Here is a 19,054-nt window from a genome sequence, read left to right as displayed (position 1 = left end):
ACTTATCCCCAAAAACCTGCCCAGCTTTTGTCATCAACACCCACAGGGTTGTACACACAAGTTTGATTCGATAACTAAAACGGTATTTAAAACAACTATTTACGCAATAAAACTCGATTCAACTGTGGATAACCTGTGTAACTGTGTGGAAAAGATTGAAGATAAGTCTGTATTAAGGTTTCTTTTAGTGGAAGGTTCACCAATTTAAGACACATTGGAGATATCGTTAGCGGGATCTTCAGCGAAGGTTTCATCCAGCCATTGTTTGGCTGAAACTTGTGCGTCTAACCAACATAAAAGTAATTCCCAGTCTTTGCGATCGCGTTCATGGCTTTGTTGTGGATAGTCGGCGACACCGCGACCTTCACCGTAGGCACGTACGTAATATTGGGTGTCGCGTAAAGTGGCGGGGTAGGGGATATTCAAGCTGAGCAGGAATTTTTGTAATCTTTCCCAGGCACTGGTTTGCTGTTTTACGCGATTGGCAACCACCGCAATCGGTCGACGCTGGCGACGCATACTGCGGCTTAACAGGAGTTCGCCGATAAAACGTGCGCTGGCGCGGATATCAATATCGGACGGTAATACCGGGACTATGATGAGATCGTGGTTCTGGATAATGTCGTCCAGCGCGTTATCAGTGAGGCCGGGTGCGGCATCGGTAATTAACCAGCGAGTAGATTTTGGGGCACGCCATTGGAAACTGCGGCTTATCCGGCTGGTAGGGTCAATCTTTACGCCGAAAATTTTAGGTAATTCCGGCGCGCGCGATGAGAGCCAATAACTGGCTGAAGCTTGCGGATCTGCGTCGACCAATACTGTCGTATCACCGCGTTTTGCCAGCCAGGCAGCGAGATTGGTACTCAGGGTTGTTTTGCCGGAGCCACCTTTGCCGTTGATAACCAGAATACGGCAGGCAGAAAGCAGTTGTATCGCGACTAAAGGATCTGTATGGGGTTTAGTGCTATCAGGTAGAGCCGGAATTTTCATGGCGTGAAAAATCTATACTGTTTAATTAATAAACAGTATAGACACACATTGACAGATATCTTGGTGAAGACTCACATTAGGTGGATTTAGCGGGAATCCAGCGACGCATAATTATGAATCATTTATTTGCCGATGCAGAAACTACTGAAGATGCGCCCCAGTAAATCATCCGGGGTAAATTCACCCGTAATCTCGCTCAATGCATTTTGTGCCTGGCGCAAATCTTCCGCGAGCAATTCACCGGCGGCATAGCCTTGCAGTTGTGCTTTGCCGGATGCGAGGAAAGCGTGCGCGCGTTCAAGTGCATCCAAGTGACGGCGGCGGGCAGTAAAACCGCTTTCGCCGCTCTCGCTAAAACCCATAATGGTTTTCAGGTGTTGTTTTAATTCATCGATCCCGGCACCGGTTGCAGCACTAATACCTATATATATGTTATTTGCGCTTGAGTGAAACAGCCCTGCTGCTTCATTGCTGAGGTCAATTTTGTTGCGAACAAGGGTGATCTTGCCTGGATCTTGCAGTTTTTTGACAAATTCCGGCCATATTTCATGGGGATCAGCCAGTTGGGTTTGGCGACTATCGACCAATAATAAGACGCGGTCGGCTTGCTGGATCTCCTGCCAGGCGCGCTGGATACCGATTTGCTCGACTTCATCCGGGCTTTCGCGCAAGCCGGCAGTATCGATAATGTGCAGCGGCATACCATCAATATGGATATGTTCACGCAGCACATCGCGGGTGGTGCCTTCAATACTGGTTACGATGGCGGATTCACGGCCGCTCAGTGCATTAAGCAAACTGGATTTACCGGCGTTAGGTCGACCGGCGATCACCACCCGCATACCGTCGCGCACCAATACACCCTGGCGTGCTTCTTTAAATACCTGCTGTAGCTTACCGATGATGCCATCCAGATCGCGCGCGACTTTGCCATCACTGAGAAAATCGATTTCCTCTTCGGGGAAGTCGATTGAGGCTTCCACGTAAATCCGCAGATGGATCAGGGCTTCGACCAGTTCATGGATTCGTTTGGAAAACGCACCTTGTAGCGAGTGCAACGCATTACGCGCCGCTTGTTCGCTGGTAGCGTCGATCAAATCGGCGATAGCTTCGGCCTGGATCAGATCAAGTTTGTCATTTAAAAAAGCGCGCTCGGAAAACTCACCCGGGCGGGCGAGGCGAATCCCCATCTGGGTGATTTCGCGCAACAGTAAATCGAGGATAACTGGCCCGCCGTGACCCTGGAGTTCAAGGACATCTTCACCGGTAAATGAGTTGGGGCCCGGGAAAAATAAGGCGATGCCTTGATCGAGAACGTCACCGCTGCGACTTGAGAAATCGCAATAGTGGGCATGGCGTGGTTGGAGTTTGATCTTGAGGAGTTGGTCGGCAACAAGTCCGGCTCTAGGACCTGAGACGCGGACTATACCGACACCACCGCGGCCAGTGGCGGTAGCGATGGCGGCGATGGTGTCGGTAATGATCATAGACTTATTTAGCTGCAGGTTCGGCGTCGATTTGTTTGGTAATAATATATTGCTGGACAATCGACAAGGTGTTGTTGGTCACCCAGTAAAGTACCAGACCGGCCGGGAACCAAAGGAACATAAAGGTAAAGATCAACGGCAGCATTTGCATGATGCGCGCTTGCATAGGATCAGTTGGCTGCGGGTTGAGCTTCTGCATAAAATACATGGTAATACCGTAAATAATCGGCAATACAAAGTAAGGGTCTTTTACCGATAAGTCAGTTATCCAGCCGAAGAATGGCGAGTGGCGCAGTTCAACTGATTCCATCAATACATAATAAAGTGCTAGGAACACTGGCATCTGGATTAATAGAGGCAAGCAACCGCCGAATGGATTTACCTTTTCGGTTTTGTACATCTTCATCATTTCTTGCGAGAACTTCTGGCGGTCATCGCCATAGCGCTCTTTCATCTCAGCCAGTTTGGGCGCCAGCTTGCGCATTTTCGCCATGGATTTGTAACTGGTTGCCGAGAGTTTGAAGAACAGCAGTTTCACGCACAAGGTCAAACCGATAATCGCCAAACCCCAGTTGCCGACCAGATTGTGGATAAATTTAAGTACCCAAAATAACGGTTTGGATACCCACCAGAGCCAACCATAGTCCACGGTCAGGTCAAGATGTGGGGAGATTTGTTCCAAACGCTCGGTGTCTTTCGGGCCTGCGTAGAAATCGGCAGCGATAACACCTTGGGTACCTGGAGCAACTTCAGTCACTTTGCCGGTAAAACCAAGTAAATAGAGGTCATTGGTGCCTAACTTGCGCAGGCTGTAACTGTTTTCGCTATTGGCATCGGGAATCCAGGCACTGATGAAGTAGTGTTGCACCATTGCAACCCAACCGCCTTGATGACTGGTTTTGAATTCACCTTCAGCAATTTTGGAGAAGGTCATTTTCTTGTAGTTTTCTTCCTGCGTAGTAATCGCTGCACCGAGAAAAGGGTTCATTTCCAGGGCGCTGACTTTCACGAAGTTTTGACTGTCGCGTTTGATCTGGCCATAAAGCTGGGCCGACCAGACATTGGCGCTCTGGTTGTCGATCAGGTATTCCACTTTGATCAGGTATTCACCACGGGTGAAGGTAAAACGCTTGGTAATAGTCACTTCACCTTGTTGCAACACCAGATCCACAGCGAGTTGTTTAGCGTTGTCGGCCAGGGTGTAAGCCGTTTTATCACTGGTAAATAATGGGCGACCCTGTGCAGTATCGGTACCGTTGGTGCCGATTAAACCACTTTGCGCCAAGTAAGTATGATTGTTGCGGTTATCCAGCAATACAAAAGGTTGGTCAGGGGTATCCAATTTGAGGAAGTACCGCGGCAGTGCCAATTGCACTATGTCGCCACCCAGAGGGTTGATAGTCAGGTCCAGGCTATCAGTTTTTACGCTGATCAGTTGGGTAGCTGCCAGGGTAGTTTTTTCAGTTTCAGACGAACTGTTGGCGGCTACCGGAATTTCACTGTTGGCAGCGGGAATGGCTGTTTGCGCAGAACTGTTACTGGCTGCTGTTGTTTGGGAAGCGACCGCTGGTTGTACGGGAAGCTTTTCCTGATATTCATGCCAGCGAATCACCAGCATTAACAAAGTAGCGAGAATCGCTGCAATTAATAAGTTTTTTTGCCAATCCATCTTAATGACTGCCATCAGTAGTGTGTGAATGAATAGAAGAACAACAGGTTTTTTTCAGTTCGGGCACCGGATCCAGCCCGCCTTCATGCCAGGGGTGGCATTTTAGTAGGCGGCGCAAGGTTAGATAAGACCCTGTAAAAAACCCGTGCCGCACAATTGCTTCTTCCGAGTAATGTGAACAACTGGGATAAAAACGACATTGGTTGCCAATCCAGGGGCTTAGCAAGTAGCGATAAGCATGGAGCAATTTGATCGCCAGCCAGATCAGGCTCTGGTGTGCCTTATTGATCAGCTGTTTTAACATCCGCATTTACCTGCTGTATTTCCACTGGCTGGTTAGCCGGTGGAGTTTGCGCTTGCGATGTTAACCGATGATGGCGCACTTTTTTGAAAATTCGCTGCCATTGTTGGTTTAACTGCCGGGTAAAATCACTATTCGATAAACCATCCATCCCTTTGCGCGATAACACCACCACATCCAGACCGGAAAAATCCTCCCGGTGCAGGCGAAAACTTTCGCGGATCAGGCGTTTCATGCGATTGCGTTCAACCGCAAGACGCATATGTTTTTTGGCCATGACCAAACCCAAACGCGGCTGCGCTTGCTGGTTGAGGCGAGCAAGGATCAAAAAATGCTGGTGCGAAGCGCGAAATGGAGCGTTATCAAACACCGGTTTGAAATCAGCGGCGCAAAGTAAACGTAGGGATTTGGTAAATCGAAAGGAGGTATTACAGGAATCAGAACCAAAGCGGGAGAGGCTTTGGGGTTGATTCGAACTAGCAGGCTGTTGAAATTCTATTTTGGCTGGCATAAGTGCGCTAAAAATAGTCTGGGAACGACCGTTATCGACTACTTTGTCTCACGTTTGCCAATAACGAATTTCAACAAACTGCTAGTGAACCAGGAAGCGGGAGCCAATTAAACCTGGGTCAGCGCTTTACGGCCTTTAGCACGACGACGAGCTAAAACCAAACGACCACCTTTGGTAGCCATACGAGCACGAAAACCGTGGTTACGAACGCGCTTCAGATTACTGGGTTGGAATGTTCTTTTCATGATAAACCTGTTAAAAATCCTGAGTTAATTCACACGGTGTGCGAAAAGAGGCGGGATTCTAATGAATGCCACAGACTAAAGCAAATAATTTTGAGCAAATAATCTACAAAAGCCGGGTGATTTAGCTGTCCACATTTTTTACCTGTTTTTCCCCAAATGATTCATATGTTATTAACAGGTTTATCCACAGGTTTTAGGTTTCAATGGTTATTTTTAATGTCATTTACGATCGCGCAATTAGCTGCCAGTTGGAAGGTAACTATTTGAATTTTAATGGCTAAGTTTTAACCCATTAAATTTATTTTGGCTTTTGTTGTGGATAACTTTTGGGGGCGGGAGTAGACTTGGCTCCCTTGTATAACCTGCCTGCGCGATTTATCCAATGCGGGCTGTTTTGGTTATCGTCTATCTATAAATCAATATCAACGACGTCGATATAAAGCACTCTGGCAGTGCGTCGACATTATTTTGATATCTGTCGATACAGAATAGGTCGATAGCAAGTTCATTATGTCAATAAACAATAAGCGCAATCCGCGTTCCTGGAGTTTTTGTTTTGCTGCAATCGATTTGGAAATTATGTGCCGCCAGCTTGCAGGATGAATTGCCGTCGCAGCAATTCAATACCTGGATTCGGCCATTGCAAATTGATGAGTCAGCCTCACCCCAGGAATTGCGTTTGTTGGCGCCCAACCGCTTTATCTGCGATTGGGTGGCTGAGAAATTTCTTAATCGCATTCGCGAACTTGCCAGTCATTATCATCAGGGCAGTGGTTTGCAAGTGGCAGTCGGTGTAGCACCGAGGCCTGCTGCTGGTTTCCAATCGGCAGTTATATCAGCGCCAGCGCGAACCTTTAGTAGGCAGCCAGTGGCGATTGATGTGAATCCGGTGGTGGATAATCTGGCTTTTGTAAACAGCGGTAAGAGCGATAATCTTGTTGTTGAAGTTTATTCTGTTGGTAAAAAACCTAATTCAGCGGATAAAATCGGGGATTATGACGGTAAATCCACTAATATCGCTGAAGAAGTCCTCGTTGATAACCCTCGTCCAACACCTGATCTGGACGTTGAAGGTGGCTTAAAACACAGTAACTATTTAAATCTGTCCTCCACCTTCGCGACTTTTGTTGAAGGTAAATCCAATCAACTCGGTTTGGCAGCAGCGCGGCAGGTCGCCGAGAATCCGGGTGGTGCTTATAATCCCCTCTTTATATACGGTGGCGTAGGTTTGGGTAAAACCCACTTGATGCAGGCAGTGGGCAACGCCATGGTGGCGCGCAATCCAAACGCCAAAGTGGTCTATCTGCATTCCGAGCGTTTTGTTGCCGATATGGTAAAAGCGTTGCAGCTCAATGCGATCAATGATTTCAAACGCTACTATCGATCAATGGATGCATTGCTTATTGACGATATCCAATTCTTCGCCGGCAAAGAGCGTTCGCAGGAAGAATTTTTCCACACCTTCAATTCACTGCTTGAAGGTGGCCGGCAGATAATCCTTACCTGTGATCGCTTCCCCAAGGAAATCAATGGTTTGGAAGAGCGGTTAAAATCCCGTTTTGGTTGGGGCTTGACAGTTGCCGTAGAACCCCCGGAGTTGGAAACCCGCGTTGCAATTTTGATGAAGAAAGCAGAGCAGGTGAATATTGATTTGCCGCACGAGGCTGCATTCTTTATCGCCCAGCGAATTCGCGCCAATGTGCGTGATCTGGAAGGCGCGCTCAAGCGGGTCATCGCCAGTGCTAATTTTACCGGGCGATCCATTGATGTCGAACTGGTACGTGAGGCCTTAAAAGATTTATTGGCGTTGCAGGATAAACAGGTGGGAATCGATAATATTCAGCGGGTAGTCTGCGAGTATTACAAGATCAAAATGAATGACATGATTTCCAAGCGCCGTAGTCGTTCAGTGGCGCGCCCACGCCAGGTGGCGATGGCCTTGGCGAAAGAATTGACTAACCATAGCTTGCCTGAAATTGGCGAAGCTTTTGGCGGCCGCGACCATACTACGGTATTGCACGCTTGTCGCAAAATTAAGGAATTGCAGGAAGAGACCGCTGATATCCGCGAAGATATGAAAAACTTGCTGCGTTCGTTGACGACTTGATTTATAAACGCTGTTTGTACCAACAGTAATAAAGCATTGCCAGAGATAAAAACCTCAATAAGTCCCGGAAGATTACTTAAGAGACCATCACATGAAATTTGCCGTATCCCGCGAAACCTTGCTCAAACCCTTACAACTGGTAGCTGGTGTGGTGGAGCGTCGTCAAACGCTGCCGGTGTTGTCCAATGTGTTGATTCAGTTGAATGGCGATCAGTTGTCGTTAACCGGAACTGATCTTGAAGTCGAAATCGTTGGCCGCATTACCCTGGAGCAAGCCGGGGTATCCGGTGAAATTACCGTTCCAGCGCGTAAATTGGTAGATATCTGCAGATCGCTGCCTGATGGCAGCAACATTGAGTTTTTTCTCGAAGAAACCCGCATTATGGTCAAGTCCGGCCGCAGCCGCTTTACCTTGTCCACCTTGCCCGCAGCCGATTTCCCCAATGTAGAAGATACTCCCGGTAATTTGCGTTTCAGCTGTGCCCAGCAGGAAGTTAAACGCCTGATTGAGCGCACGGCTTTTGCGATGGCCCAACAAGATGTCCGTTATTATTTGAATGGTATGTTATGGGAAGTACGCCAGGATCAATTGCGTGTAGTCGCCACCGATGGCCATCGTATGGCTATGTGTACTCGTGCAGTTGCGGTGAATAGCAGCGATGTTGTCCAGGCAATTTTGCCGCGTAAAGGTGTATTGGAATTATCCCGCTTGCTCGATGATTCAAGTGCACAAGTTGAAGTGGTATTAAGTTCCAACCATATCCGTGTGACTTCAATGGATTACACCTTCACTTCCAAACTGGTCGATGGTAAGTTCCCGGAATACGAGCGCGTACTGCCGCGCGGTGGAAATAAGGTAGTGATAGGTTCACGTCTGGAATTGAAACAAGCGTTTGCCCGCACGGCGATTTTATCCAACGAGAAATATCGCGGCGTTCGCTTATTGTTGTCTGATGGTACTTTAACTATTGTCGCCAACAACCCTGAGCAGGAAGAAGCGGAAGAGCAGGTTACTGTGGATTACAGCGGTGACTCGCTGGAAGTTGGTTTTAACGTGAGTTACCTGCAAGATGTAACCAACGTAATCAGTAACGAAAATGTGAAGATTACTTTGTCAGATGCCAATTCAAGCGCCCTGTTGGAAGAGCCGGAAAACAGTGATTCCCTCTATGTAGTCATGCCGATGCGCCTGTAAAGGTGCATTGGTAGTCACCCCGTATTCTAACCATTCTGCGCCTGTTGGTCGTATGACCTTAAAACGTCTATTTGTTCAAAACCTGCGTAATCTGGAAGGAGTGGATATCACCCCTTCTTTGCAGGTGAATCTTATCTACGGCGAGAATGGTTCAGGTAAAACCAGCCTGCTGGAAGCTATTAACCTTCTCGCCTTGGGCCGTTCTTTTCGCAGTCATAAGCATAAGCCGCTTATCAATCATCAACAGAAATCTTTCACTGTCTTTGGCCGGGTTCATACTGATGATGAATTAGATGTACCTATTGGAATAAGCAGGCATTTGGATGGAGAGGCCAGTTTTAAGGCCAATGGTGTGTTGGTACCGTCTGCTGCTGATCTTGCTGCTTACCTACCAGTGCAAGTGATTAATTCTGATACCTTTTTATTGCTAGAGGGTAGTCCGAAAGTCAGAAGGCAATTTATTGATTGGTTAGTGTTTCACGTGGAACCTAATTTCTTCCCTGCATGGAAAGCTATCCAGCGCTGCCTTAAACACCGCAATAGCCTGTTGCGGCATGATAGAATAGATCCCTTTGAATTAGCACCCTGGGATAGGGAACTGGTTGATTTAACCAACAAGATCCACGAGTTTCGCACCCGGTGTATGGTGCAATTCGATGACACCTTGACTGCCTTGCTAAAGGAATTTGTCAATATTGATGGTATAGCACTTGGATATTATCGCGGCTGGGATAAAGATAAATCCTATAATGATGTCCTTATTGATACTTTTGAGCGCGACAAACGTCATGGTTATACCCATTCTGGGAGTCATAGGGCAGATTTAAAAATAACGGTGAACGGCTTGGATGCCGCAGAAGTACTCTCGCGTGGTCAACAAAAGCTGCTAGTCTGTGCGCTCAAAATCGCCCAAGGTTATGTATTTAGTAGAATTACCGGACGTAAGTCGATCTATTTGGTGGATGATTTACCGGCAGAGTTAGACGAAAAACACCGTGCGCTATTGGTTCATTGGCTCGATACCATGAATACCCAAGTATTCATTACTGGCGTGGAGTCTGAAACCTTGCTATCGAGCTGGCGTGATAAGAGCGAAATAACCCCTAAAATGTTCCACGTGGAACAGGGCAGGGTGACTGAGGTGAATTTAATTCCTCCAGTTATTGCCTAATGAGATTATGCGCAACCTGCTTATGTTGGTTGCTACTGAACAAAAAAGCGGAGAATAGCTATGTCAGAAGAGAATGTTTACGACTCGTCCAGTATTAAGGTCCTTAAGGGCCTGGATGCGGTGCGTAAGCGCCCAGGGATGTATATTGGCGACACCGATGACGGCTCAGGCCTGCATCACATGGTGTTTGAAGTCGTGGATAACTCTATCGATGAAGCGCTGGCGGGGCACTGTGATGAAGTTCGCGTCGTTATTCATCCTGACGAAACTGTCTCTGTATCTGACAATGGCCGTGGTATTCCTACCGAGATGCATGAAGAAGGTGTATCGGCGGCTGAAGTTATCATGACTGTGCTCCATGCTGGTGGTAAGTTCGATGACAATACCTATAAGGTATCAGGCGGCTTGCACGGGGTGGGGGTATCGGTAGTAAACGCTCTATCGGAATACCTGAAGTTGACCATCCGTCGCGGCGGCAAGATCCATGAGCAAATCTATCGCCACGGTGTACCCGATGCAGCGCTAAAAGTAGTAGGCGATTCAACCACTACCGGTACTGAAATCCACTTTAAACCATCCGCCGCTACCTTTACTAATATCGAATTCCACTTCGAATTATTGGCTAAACGCCTGCGTGAGCTATCGTTTTTGAACTCGGGCGTGCGCATTGTGCTGAAGGATGAGCGCAGTGGTAAGGAAGAGGTTTATCAATACGAAGGTGGTTTGCGTGCTTTCGTAGACCATTTGAACAAGAACAAAACGACAATTAATAAGATGGTGCACTTTGTTTCGCTCAAGCGCGACGATGGTATAGACGTGGAAGTGGCGCTGCAGTGGAACGATTCCTTCCAGGAAAACCTTTTCTGCTACACCAACAATATCCCGCAACGCGATGGCGGTACCCACTTGGCGGGCTTTCGTGCCGCGCTGACCCGTGGTTTAAATACCTATATCGAGAAAGAAGGCATTGCCAAAAACGCCAAAGTTGCCACTACCGGTGACGACGCGCGCGAAGGTTTGACTGCTATTATCTCGGTAAAAGTGCCTGATCCCAAATTCTCCAGCCAGACTAAAGACAAGCTGGTGTCGTCCGAGGTGAAAACCGCGGTAGAACAGGAGATGAACGAACATTTCGGCGCTTACTTGCTGGAAAACCCGCAAGAAGCCAAAGCCATTGTAGGCAAGATGATTGATGCCGCTCGCGCCCGTGAAGCCGCGCGTAAAGCCCGTGAGATGACTCGCCGTAAAGGCGCATTGGATATTGCCGGCTTGCCGGGTAAGTTGGCCGATTGCCAGGAGAAAGATCCAGCCCTTTCCGAACTCTACCTGGTAGAGGGTGACTCTGCGGGCGGTTCTGCCAAGCAAGGCCGTGCCCGTAAAACCCAGGCGATCCTGCCGCTTAAAGGTAAGATCCTCAACGTAGAAAAAGCGCGTTTCGACAAAATGCTTTCCAGTGCGGAAGTAGGAACCCTCATCACTGCGTTAGGTTGCGGCATTGGTAAAGAGGATTACAATCCGGAAAAACTGCGTTATCACAGTATCATTATCATGACCGACGCCGACGTCGACGGTTCCCATATCCGTACATTGTTACTGACTTTTTTCTTCCGCCAAATGCGCGAACTGATTGAGCGTGGCCATATCTATATCGCCCAGCCGCCGTTGTACAAAATCGCCAAGGGCAAGCAGGAGCAATATCTGAAAGATGAGTCTGCCATGACCGAGTTTCTTACCCAGGCAGCATTGGAAGATGCGGCCCTCCATGTAAACCCGAGTGCACCGCCGATTACAGGTGAAGCTCTCGAGAGGCTGGTTCATGAATACCGTAAGGTAATGGCTACTATTGAGCGCTTGTCGCGTCTCTATCCGGCAGATGTGTTGGAAAAAATGATCTACTTGCCGGCAATTCGCCCTGAGCATTTGGCTGATCAAGGTCATATGCAGCAATGGTGTGACCAGATGGCCGCACATTTCAGCATTGATGCCCGTGCCGGCAGCCAGCGCTACATCATCACTGTACGTGAAGACAGTGAGCGTCACCTGTTTCTGCCACAAGTTGAAATTACCGCGCATGGCATAGCTACTCCTTATCCATTCAACCATGATTTCTTTGCGTCAGGTGAATATGCTTCTATAGTTGCGCTTGGGAGCAAACTGGAAAGCCTGATTGAAGAGGGTGCCTATATCCAGCGCGGCGAACGCAAACAACCTTTGTTCAAGTTTGCCGAAGGCCTTGAATGGTTGATGAAAGAATCACGCAAAGGCTATAACATCCAGCGCTATAAAGGTCTGGGTGAAATGAACCCGGAGCAATTGTGGGATACCACTATGAATCCGGAAACCCGCCGTATGCTGCGTGTGACTATTCAGGATGCTATTGCTGCCGACCAGATTTTCACCTGCCTGATGGGTGATAACGTGGAACCACGCCGCGACTTTATCGAGACCAACGCATTGGCTGTAGCTAACTTGGATATTTAATTTAACTATTAATTTATATTAATTAATAGTTTATTTTGTATATAAAATAAAAGCTGAATTCGTAAGAATTCGGCTTTTTATATGCACAAATGAAATAAGAAATGTCGTCAAATTTACAATTATTCGATTTTGGCTGGTCTATACTCAGGCCGTAGTGAGTGATTCTGCATTAGATTAACTAGGTAGCGAGAAGACTTTAATGACAAGCGAGAAGAAAACGCCCAAGGTGCTACTAACTCAAATTGAGGATGCACTGGAAGAACGCCAGCGGCTAGATCGACGTCAATATCGTGAAGGTATACCCCAGGATGTGCCACACGAGCGACGTAAGAATGATCGACGTGAGCGCAAAGTAGCGAAATAAGCGATTAATAAAAAAGGGGGCAATCCGCCCCTTTTTTATTGCTACCCGGCAGTTATCCCACGGGCAATGCCGTTTTATCAACGGGCGATTTCAATACAAACGATGAATGCACGCCACTGACACCTTCAATACGGGTGAGTTTTTGCAGCAGGAATTGCTGGTAGGCATCCATATCTTTCACAATTACCTTTAACAGGTAGTCAGCGGATTGTCCGGTAATTAAATGGCATTCGAGCACTTCAGGATAGGCTTCTACTGTCTTCTCAAATACATCAAAACGGTCAGGGGTGTGTTTATCCATACTGATCTGGATAAATGAGACCAGCGTCAGTCCCAGTTTGCGGGCATTGAGTAGGGCGACGTAGCCGTCAATCAGGCCGGATTCCTCCAGCGCACGCACCCGGCGCAGGCATGGGGAGGGCGACAGACTGATACTGTCGGCTAATTCCTGGTTGGAGATGCGGCCATTTTCCTGCAGCGCTTCCAGGATCAAGCGGTCGTAGCGGTCGAGGTCCATAGCGGTAAACTCCAGTCTATCGGTAATTAATTCTATTAAATATCGATTTAAAGCAATAATATTGTTCTGTTATTGATATTAACACAAGCTTCGCAATCATCTGCCAATCTTACCTCCCTATACTAGCCACATGTTGATAAAAGGCCGTGCGTTATCCGCGCCGGGATGGGGTTTCTACCAGTGCGATCGCACCACATGAAACCGGCAGCCGATGACCCTCAGTTGCCAGACCAGACCGACTTGATATTGACCATAACCACAAGAACGTACTACAGCTCATGGGAACCTCTGGGTAATTGTTTACCCGGCGGATTATTCAGAGGTTCTCCATACAATTCTCCAGGCACCAGGCAAAAAATTTCGGAGTCGATTATGCTTTCCAATCCATCCAGCAAATACCAGCGCTTTGTCGGTGTGTCATTGCCCGACCGCCAATGGCCCAACAAGCACATTGAAAAACCGCCGATCTGGATGAGCACAGACCTGCGTGATGGCAACCAGGCGCTAATCGACCCTATGTCCGTCGCAACCAAATTGCGCATGTTTAAAGAATTAGTTGCGATTGGTTTTAAAGAAATCGAAATCGGTTTTCCCTCGGCAAGTGAAATTGATTTCAACTTCACGCGCATTTTGATCGAAGAGAATTTGATTCCCGACGATGTCACTATCGAAGTATTGGTACAGGCGCGTTACGATTTGATTGAAAAAACCGTGGAGAGTTTGCGCGGTGCCAAGCGCGCAATTTTGCACATGTACAATCCATTGGCTCCGGCATTCCGCAAAATCGTGTATAACACCGACAAAGAAGGTGTAAAAAATATTGCGATCCAGGGAACCAAGTGGTGTAAAGAATTAACTGCAAAAGCAGCCGAAGTGGATTGGACTTTCCAATATTCGCCGGAAGTATTTTCGTCTACTGAAATTGATTTTGTAAAAGAAGTGAGCGATGCCGTCGCTGAAATCTGGCAACCGACACCGCAAAAGAAAATGATTTTGAATTTGCCTGCAACGGTGGAGATGAATACACCCAATACTTATGCAGACCAAATCGAATGGATGCATCGCAATATTAATAACCGCGATTCCATTATCATCAGCGTGCATCCGCACAATGACCGCGGCACTGCTGTTGCAGCAGCAGAATTGGCGGTGATGGCCGGCGCTGATCGTGTTGAAGGTTGTTTGTTCGGCAACGGCGAACGCACCGGTAACGTTGACTTGGTTACGCTTGCATTGAATTTGTATTCGCAAGGCGTGCATCCCGGTCTGGATTTTTCTGATATCGATAAAGTGCGCAAGCTGCATGAAGAGTGTACGCAACTGCCTGTGCATCCGCGTCATCCTTATGCCGGTGAATTGGTATTCACCGCTTTCTCCGGCTCGCATCAGGATGCAATCAAAAAAGGTTTTGCGGTACAAAAGAAAAATACCCTGTGGGAAGTGCCTTATTTGCCGATTGATCCGGCTGATTTGAGTCGCAGTTACGATGCGGTAGTGCGAGTGAATGCACAATCGGGTAAAGGTGGAGTGAGTTTCTTGTTGCAGCAAGAAGCCGGTTTGCAGTTGCCGCGCCGTTTGCAAATTGAATTCAGTGCAGCAGTGCAAAAAGTCAGTGATAGCACTGGTAAGGAAGTGAAGGGCAACGATATTGTCAGCATTTTTAACGACGAATATTTTGCGGTAAATTCACCTATCACTTATCAATCAAGCAAATTCACTGAGCAGGATGATAATCATCAAGTTGATATTGTTATCCACGCACAGCACCAAAACCAGACTGTGCAAATCAGTGGCAGCGGCAACGGACCAATTGATGCAGCAGCGCATGCGATCAGCCAGTTTATCGACGGTGAAGTAAGTGTGATCGATTATCACGAACATTCAGTGGGTGAAGGTTCCGATGTAGCAGCAGTAACCTACGTTGAAATTAAAGTGAAAAACGGCAAACCGGTTTACGGTGTAGGCCAGGACCGCAACATTATTACCTCGGCAGTAAAAGCGCTGATCAACGGTGTTAACCGCAGCGGCGCAATCAGTTAATAACAAGCAAATCCGTGTTAGGAAAAAAAGCGCAGTCCCTTTAAATTAACTAAAAGGGATTGCGTTTTTTTATTGAATCCAAAGATAAATAATCCACGTCCTATCACAGGGATTGCCAAAGTCCCATAACCCCCCAACCTGGGATTTGGTTTTCCGCGTACCGGCTTTCAAGTGATCAGCACGATTTTTCTACTTGAATAGGCGGCTCTCCCGATGTGCTGGTCGGGAGAGAATTTTACCCCGTCTTTACAGATGCATTGCCGCTGGCGCTTAAAAAGCTGTTTATACTGGGTCAGCGCTTGGTTTACGGAACTAGAGAACCTCTTTGCGATTGATAATAAAAATATTAGAAGTGAATCCAATAGGATTGTGGTTGTGTCCAATCGATAATTGGTTCAACACTGCTACTGCATAGCACGCAGATTGGAAAACATCATGGATAGTTTGCAGGAAATCCTTTTTACCCTTCGCCAGAACAAATTGCGTACCGGACTCACTGCTTTTGGTGTTTTCTGGGGATTGTTTATGCTGATTTTGTTATTGGGCGCGGGGCGTGGAATGGAAAAAGCTTTGTCCGAGGGATGGAGTAATGATGTTGCCGATTCAATGTGGATTATTCCATCTACTACATCGGTAGCATTTAAAGGTATGCCAATAGGCCGGCAAATCCAATTTACCGAAGATGATATGAACGCAATCCGTCGCGAACTGCCGGATGTGCGTTACATTTCCAGCGAAAATCCGATGGGTTCATTTATCAACTCCGATATCTCCGTTACTTTTGGTCCCAAGTCGGGTTCATTCGGTGTGCTAGGTGTTGCCGACCAATATTTTAATATCAAAGAAAAAGTACGCTTCGATGATGGCCGCCGTTTGAATCCGCTCGATATGGACGAGAGCCGCAAAGTGGTGGTGATTGGTACCAGCGTTAGCGAGCGGTTATTTACTTCCCATGCAGAAGCGATGGGGCAAGAGATCCATATTAATGGCATTGCGTTTCGAGTGATTGGCCTGTTTTACGATAAGGGTAATCAAGGCCGAATGTCTGAACGCATCTATATGCCGGTGAGCGCATTTAAAAAAGCCTTTGGTGGCGGTAAAGAAGTATCGTTAATTACCGTGCGGCCAAAAGCGGGTGTAGATGCAATTGAACTGGAAGAAAAAATCCTGGCGTTGCTAAAACAACGCCAGCGTGTTGCACCCGATGATGTACGTGCAATTTTTGTTAGCAATAAAGCGCGTGACGCTGCCGAAATTAACAAAATGTTTATCGGCTTGAATATTTTTATCTGGATCGTGGGAATAGGTACTTTGCTTGCGGGTGTGGTAGGTGTGAGTAATATCATGATTATCACCGTGAAAGAGCGCACACGCGAAATTGGAATACGCAAAGCACTGGGTGCGAATCCTGTTTCAATTGTGTGGACGCTACTATTTGAATCGGTATTAGTAACTGGAATCGCCGGTTATACCGGCTTGGTATTTGGTGTCGCCCTGCTCGAAGGAACATCGGTGGCGCTGACAAAAATGAATATTCAATTACCTTATTTCCAGCAACCGGAGATTGATATCAATATTGCCTTGATGGCACTCGTCGTACTGGTGTGCGCCGGTATCTTCGCCGGATTAGTGCCAGCATTGCGTGCTGCGCGCATTATGCCGACCGAAGCCATGCGTGCAGAATAAGGACAGCATGATGATCGATATTGATAAATGGCAAGAAATTTTAAAAAGCCTAAGCAAACAAAAACTGCGCACCGGTCTCACCGCATTCGGTGTCTTCTGGGGCATTTTAATGCTGGTAGTGCTACTTGGTTTTGGTACCGGCTTTGGCAACAAAGTGATTGGCGATTTCGGTGAAAATACCAACGTAGTGTTGATGTGGTCATCTAACCCGACACAAATCCCCTACATGGGTTTGAGCAAAGGTCGCCGGGTAAGTTTGACGCAAGATGATGTAAATGCAATCCGCGAAAAAATTCCCGCAATTAAAATGGTGGATGGCAAAAATAGTATTGGCGGATGGGGCAGTCCAACGCAAGTAATTTACGGACAAGAGTCGGGTTCTTTTTCGGTATCAGGTAGCCATGCCGATTGGTTACCTTATGAGTTCGGCAACATGAGCAAATTAGTAGAAGGGCGTTACATCAATCAATTGGATGAGTTGCAAAAACGCAAAGTGGCGGTGATTGGTACACGCGTGCGCGAGCAGCTATTTAAAAATGAAAAAAGTCCATTGGGAAAAGCCATTTCAATTCAGGGCGTACATTTTATTGTTATTGGTGTGTATAAAAATATATCGAGTGGTGAGGGCGGTAATGATAGCAATAGCTCGATCATGGTACCCAACGAAACAGCGCGACGGGCGTTTAATGCGATGGAAAAATTCGATCTGATTTTTTTCACACCCAAGCCTGGTTACAACGCAGTGGATCTGGAGCAAAACGTTAAAGATTTATTGTATGAACGCAAAAAAATTCATCCGGATGATAAGGGTGTGTTGGGAACCTGGAATCATGAGAAGTTTTTTCAGCAGCAACAGAATCTGGTCACCGGGATTTTAGGGTTTAGTTGGATGGTTGCTATAGGCACTATCATCGCCGGTGTAATTGGTGTGGGTAATATTATGCTGATTGTGATTAAAGAACGCACCCGTGAAATCGGTTTACGCAAAGCTATGGGTGCGACGCCGCTGAATATCAGTTTGATGATTATGCACGAGTCTCTGGTTATCACCTTGCTTGCGGGTTACAGCGGTCTGGTAGTGGGTGTCCTGTTGCTGGAGCTAGTTAAAGTTGTGTTGGTTAATCTGGGGCAAGGTGCTGGAATGTTTGCATCGCCGTTTATTGATATAGGCACGGCATTACTGGCCCTGGCAGTATTGGTAATAACGGGTGTATTGGCCGCTTTGTTGCCCGCTATTAAAGCCGCGTCGGTTAATCCTATCGTTGCACTACAAGATGAATAATTATTTTTAGCTGGATGAATCCAAATATCGCTGAATTGCATCAAAGCTATTACTTAACCGATGTATGAGAGTCAATCTTAATCCGTGTGAATGTTACAAACTGTTAATAGTTTTCGTGATGATAAGTAATAGTGTGGCTGACAGATGTCACTAAATTGTTAAGCCAACGTAAAAAAAACGGTAAAACAGTTAAAAGCCATTAAGCTTGCGTGAGAATAATGCAGTCATAGGGTGTCTTTCACAAGAACACCCGCCGTACTAAAGGAAAAATCGCCATGATCAAATTAAATAACATCCATAAATACTATCACTCGGGCGAACAGCCACTGCATGTGCTTAAAGGGATAGACCTGCACATTCGCGAAGGTGAATTGGTATCGATTATGGGTTCTTCGGGCTCGGGTAAATCCACCTTGCTTAACATCCTCGGTATTTTGGATAACCACGACCAGGGCGATTATTTTCTCGCGGGCCGTGAAATAAAAAACCTGAAGGAAAAAACCGCCGCAAAAATGCGCAATGAATTATTGGGCTTTGTATTCCAGTCGTTCAATTTATTGCCGTTTAAAAATGCTACCGAGAATGTCGCCCTGCCACTTTATTATCAGGGCGTTGGCCGTAAAGAGCGCAATTACCGCGCTGAGCAATATTTGGAAATGGTGGGCTTGTCCCATCGCGCCAATCATATGCCCAATGAGTTATCAGGCGGACAAAAACAGCGCGTTGCGATTGCACGCGCATTGGTTACCAAGCCAAAAGTGATTCTCGCCGATGAACCTACCGGTGCACTCGATAGCCAGACGACGCATGAAGTAATGGCATTATTGAAAGAAGTTCATCAATTGGGCAACACCATTGTGATAGTAACCCATGAGCAAGACATTGCTGATCAAACGCAGCGCCAAATTGTGTTGAAAGACGGGTTGATCATTTCCGGCAAACATTCACCTTCGCATATCGCTGAAGCAATTGCCGATCAGGATGAAGAAGAGATTCTAGGATAAGCAT

Annotated in this window: 15 protein-coding genes; 8 read left to right on the top strand and 7 right to left on the bottom strand. The window is 47.0% G+C overall.

Annotated features, from left to right (window positions below; all coding sequences use genetic code 11):
- Positions 1-204 precede the first annotated feature (204 nt).
- The 6 genes from AC1RJL_RS15695 to rpmH all read right to left on the bottom strand — a co-directional run bounded on the left by AC1RJL_RS15695 (position 205) and on the right by rpmH (position 5,203).
- Positions 205-990: a nucleotide-binding protein gene (locus AC1RJL_RS15695; protein WP_492915683.1), complete on the bottom strand. Its 786-nt coding sequence runs from the start codon at positions 988-990 to the stop codon at positions 205-207.
- A gap of 122 nt (positions 991-1,112) precedes the next feature.
- Positions 1,113-2,477, bottom strand: coding sequence for a tRNA uridine-5-carboxymethylaminomethyl(34) synthesis GTPase MnmE (gene mnmE, locus AC1RJL_RS15690; protein ID WP_492915681.1), 1,365 nt, complete (start codon positions 2,475-2,477; stop codon positions 1,113-1,115).
- Between the two features lie 4 nt (positions 2,478-2,481).
- Complete coding sequence (yidC, locus tag AC1RJL_RS15685) at positions 2,482-4,146, bottom strand: membrane protein insertase YidC (protein WP_492915679.1); 1,665 nt, start codon at positions 4,144-4,146, stop codon at positions 2,482-2,484.
- A 1-nt stretch (position 4,147) separates the two neighbouring features.
- On the bottom strand, positions 4,148-4,450 hold the full coding sequence (gene yidD, locus AC1RJL_RS15680) for a membrane protein insertion efficiency factor YidD (RefSeq protein ID WP_492915677.1): 303 nt from the start codon (positions 4,448-4,450) through the stop codon (positions 4,148-4,150).
- Complete coding sequence (gene rnpA / locus AC1RJL_RS15675) at positions 4,428-4,958, bottom strand: ribonuclease P protein component (RefSeq protein WP_492915675.1); 531 nt, start codon at positions 4,956-4,958, stop codon at positions 4,428-4,430. Before rnpA ends, yidD begins: the two co-directional genes overlap by 23 nt.
- A gap of 107 nt (positions 4,959-5,065) precedes the next feature.
- The gene (rpmH, locus tag AC1RJL_RS15670; RefSeq protein ID WP_151033402.1) at positions 5,066-5,203 is read right to left on the bottom strand and encodes a 50S ribosomal protein L34; all 138 of its coding nucleotides are present in this window, start codon (positions 5,201-5,203) and stop codon (positions 5,066-5,068) included.
- Positions 5,204-5,759: 556 nt separating this feature from the next.
- Here rpmH and dnaA point away from each other — a divergent pair.
- The 4 genes from dnaA to gyrB all read left to right on the top strand — a co-directional run bounded on the left by dnaA (position 5,760) and on the right by gyrB (position 12,157).
- The gene (gene dnaA, locus AC1RJL_RS15665) at positions 5,760-7,310 is read left to right on the top strand and encodes a chromosomal replication initiator protein DnaA (protein ID WP_492915672.1); all 1,551 of its coding nucleotides are present in this window, start codon (positions 5,760-5,762) and stop codon (positions 7,308-7,310) included.
- A gap of 91 nt (positions 7,311-7,401) precedes the next feature.
- A complete protein-coding gene (gene dnaN, locus AC1RJL_RS15660; RefSeq protein WP_492915670.1) occupies positions 7,402-8,505 on the top strand; it encodes a DNA polymerase III subunit beta in 1,104 nt (367 codons plus the stop codon).
- Between the two features lie 52 nt (positions 8,506-8,557).
- Positions 8,558-9,676 carry a DNA replication/repair protein RecF gene (gene recF / locus AC1RJL_RS15655; protein ID WP_492915668.1) on the top strand — a complete coding sequence of 373 codons (1,119 nt, stop codon included), beginning with the start codon at positions 8,558-8,560 and terminating at the stop codon, positions 9,674-9,676.
- A gap of 60 nt (positions 9,677-9,736) precedes the next feature.
- Complete coding sequence (gene gyrB, locus AC1RJL_RS15650) at positions 9,737-12,157, top strand: DNA topoisomerase (ATP-hydrolyzing) subunit B (protein WP_492915666.1); 2,421 nt, start codon at positions 9,737-9,739, stop codon at positions 12,155-12,157.
- A 416-nt stretch (positions 12,158-12,573) separates the two neighbouring features.
- Here gyrB and AC1RJL_RS15645 read toward each other — a convergent pair whose 3' ends face one another.
- Positions 12,574-13,038 (bottom strand): Lrp/AsnC family transcriptional regulator, encoded by a 465-nt coding sequence (locus AC1RJL_RS15645; protein ID WP_492915664.1) that lies wholly within the window; start codon positions 13,036-13,038, stop codon positions 12,574-12,576.
- 372 nt (positions 13,039-13,410) lie between these two features.
- Here AC1RJL_RS15645 and leuA point away from each other — a divergent pair, with 372 nt between their 5' ends.
- From leuA to AC1RJL_RS15625, 4 genes are all read left to right on the top strand, one after another.
- Positions 13,411-15,078, top strand: coding sequence for a 2-isopropylmalate synthase (gene leuA, locus AC1RJL_RS15640; protein WP_492915662.1), 1,668 nt, complete (start codon positions 13,411-13,413; stop codon positions 15,076-15,078).
- Positions 15,079-15,513: 435 nt separating this feature from the next.
- Entirely contained in the window at positions 15,514-16,764 is a 1,251-nt protein-coding gene (locus AC1RJL_RS15635) for an ABC transporter permease (RefSeq protein WP_492915660.1), read from the top strand.
- Positions 16,754-18,046, top strand: coding sequence for an ABC transporter permease (locus AC1RJL_RS15630; RefSeq protein ID WP_492915658.1), 1,293 nt, complete (start codon positions 16,754-16,756; stop codon positions 18,044-18,046). Before AC1RJL_RS15635 ends, AC1RJL_RS15630 begins: the two co-directional genes overlap by 11 nt.
- A gap of 275 nt (positions 18,047-18,321) precedes the next feature.
- Positions 18,322-19,050, top strand: coding sequence for an ABC transporter ATP-binding protein (locus AC1RJL_RS15625; protein ID WP_492915655.1), 729 nt, complete (start codon positions 18,322-18,324; stop codon positions 19,048-19,050).
- Positions 19,051-19,054: the final 4 nt, after the last annotated feature.

Source organism: Cellvibrio sp. GW822-FHT04B05 (assembly GCF_058800985.1).
Note: the sequence above shows the minus strand (reverse complement) of the source record. Positions and strands in the feature narration are given on the sequence as shown.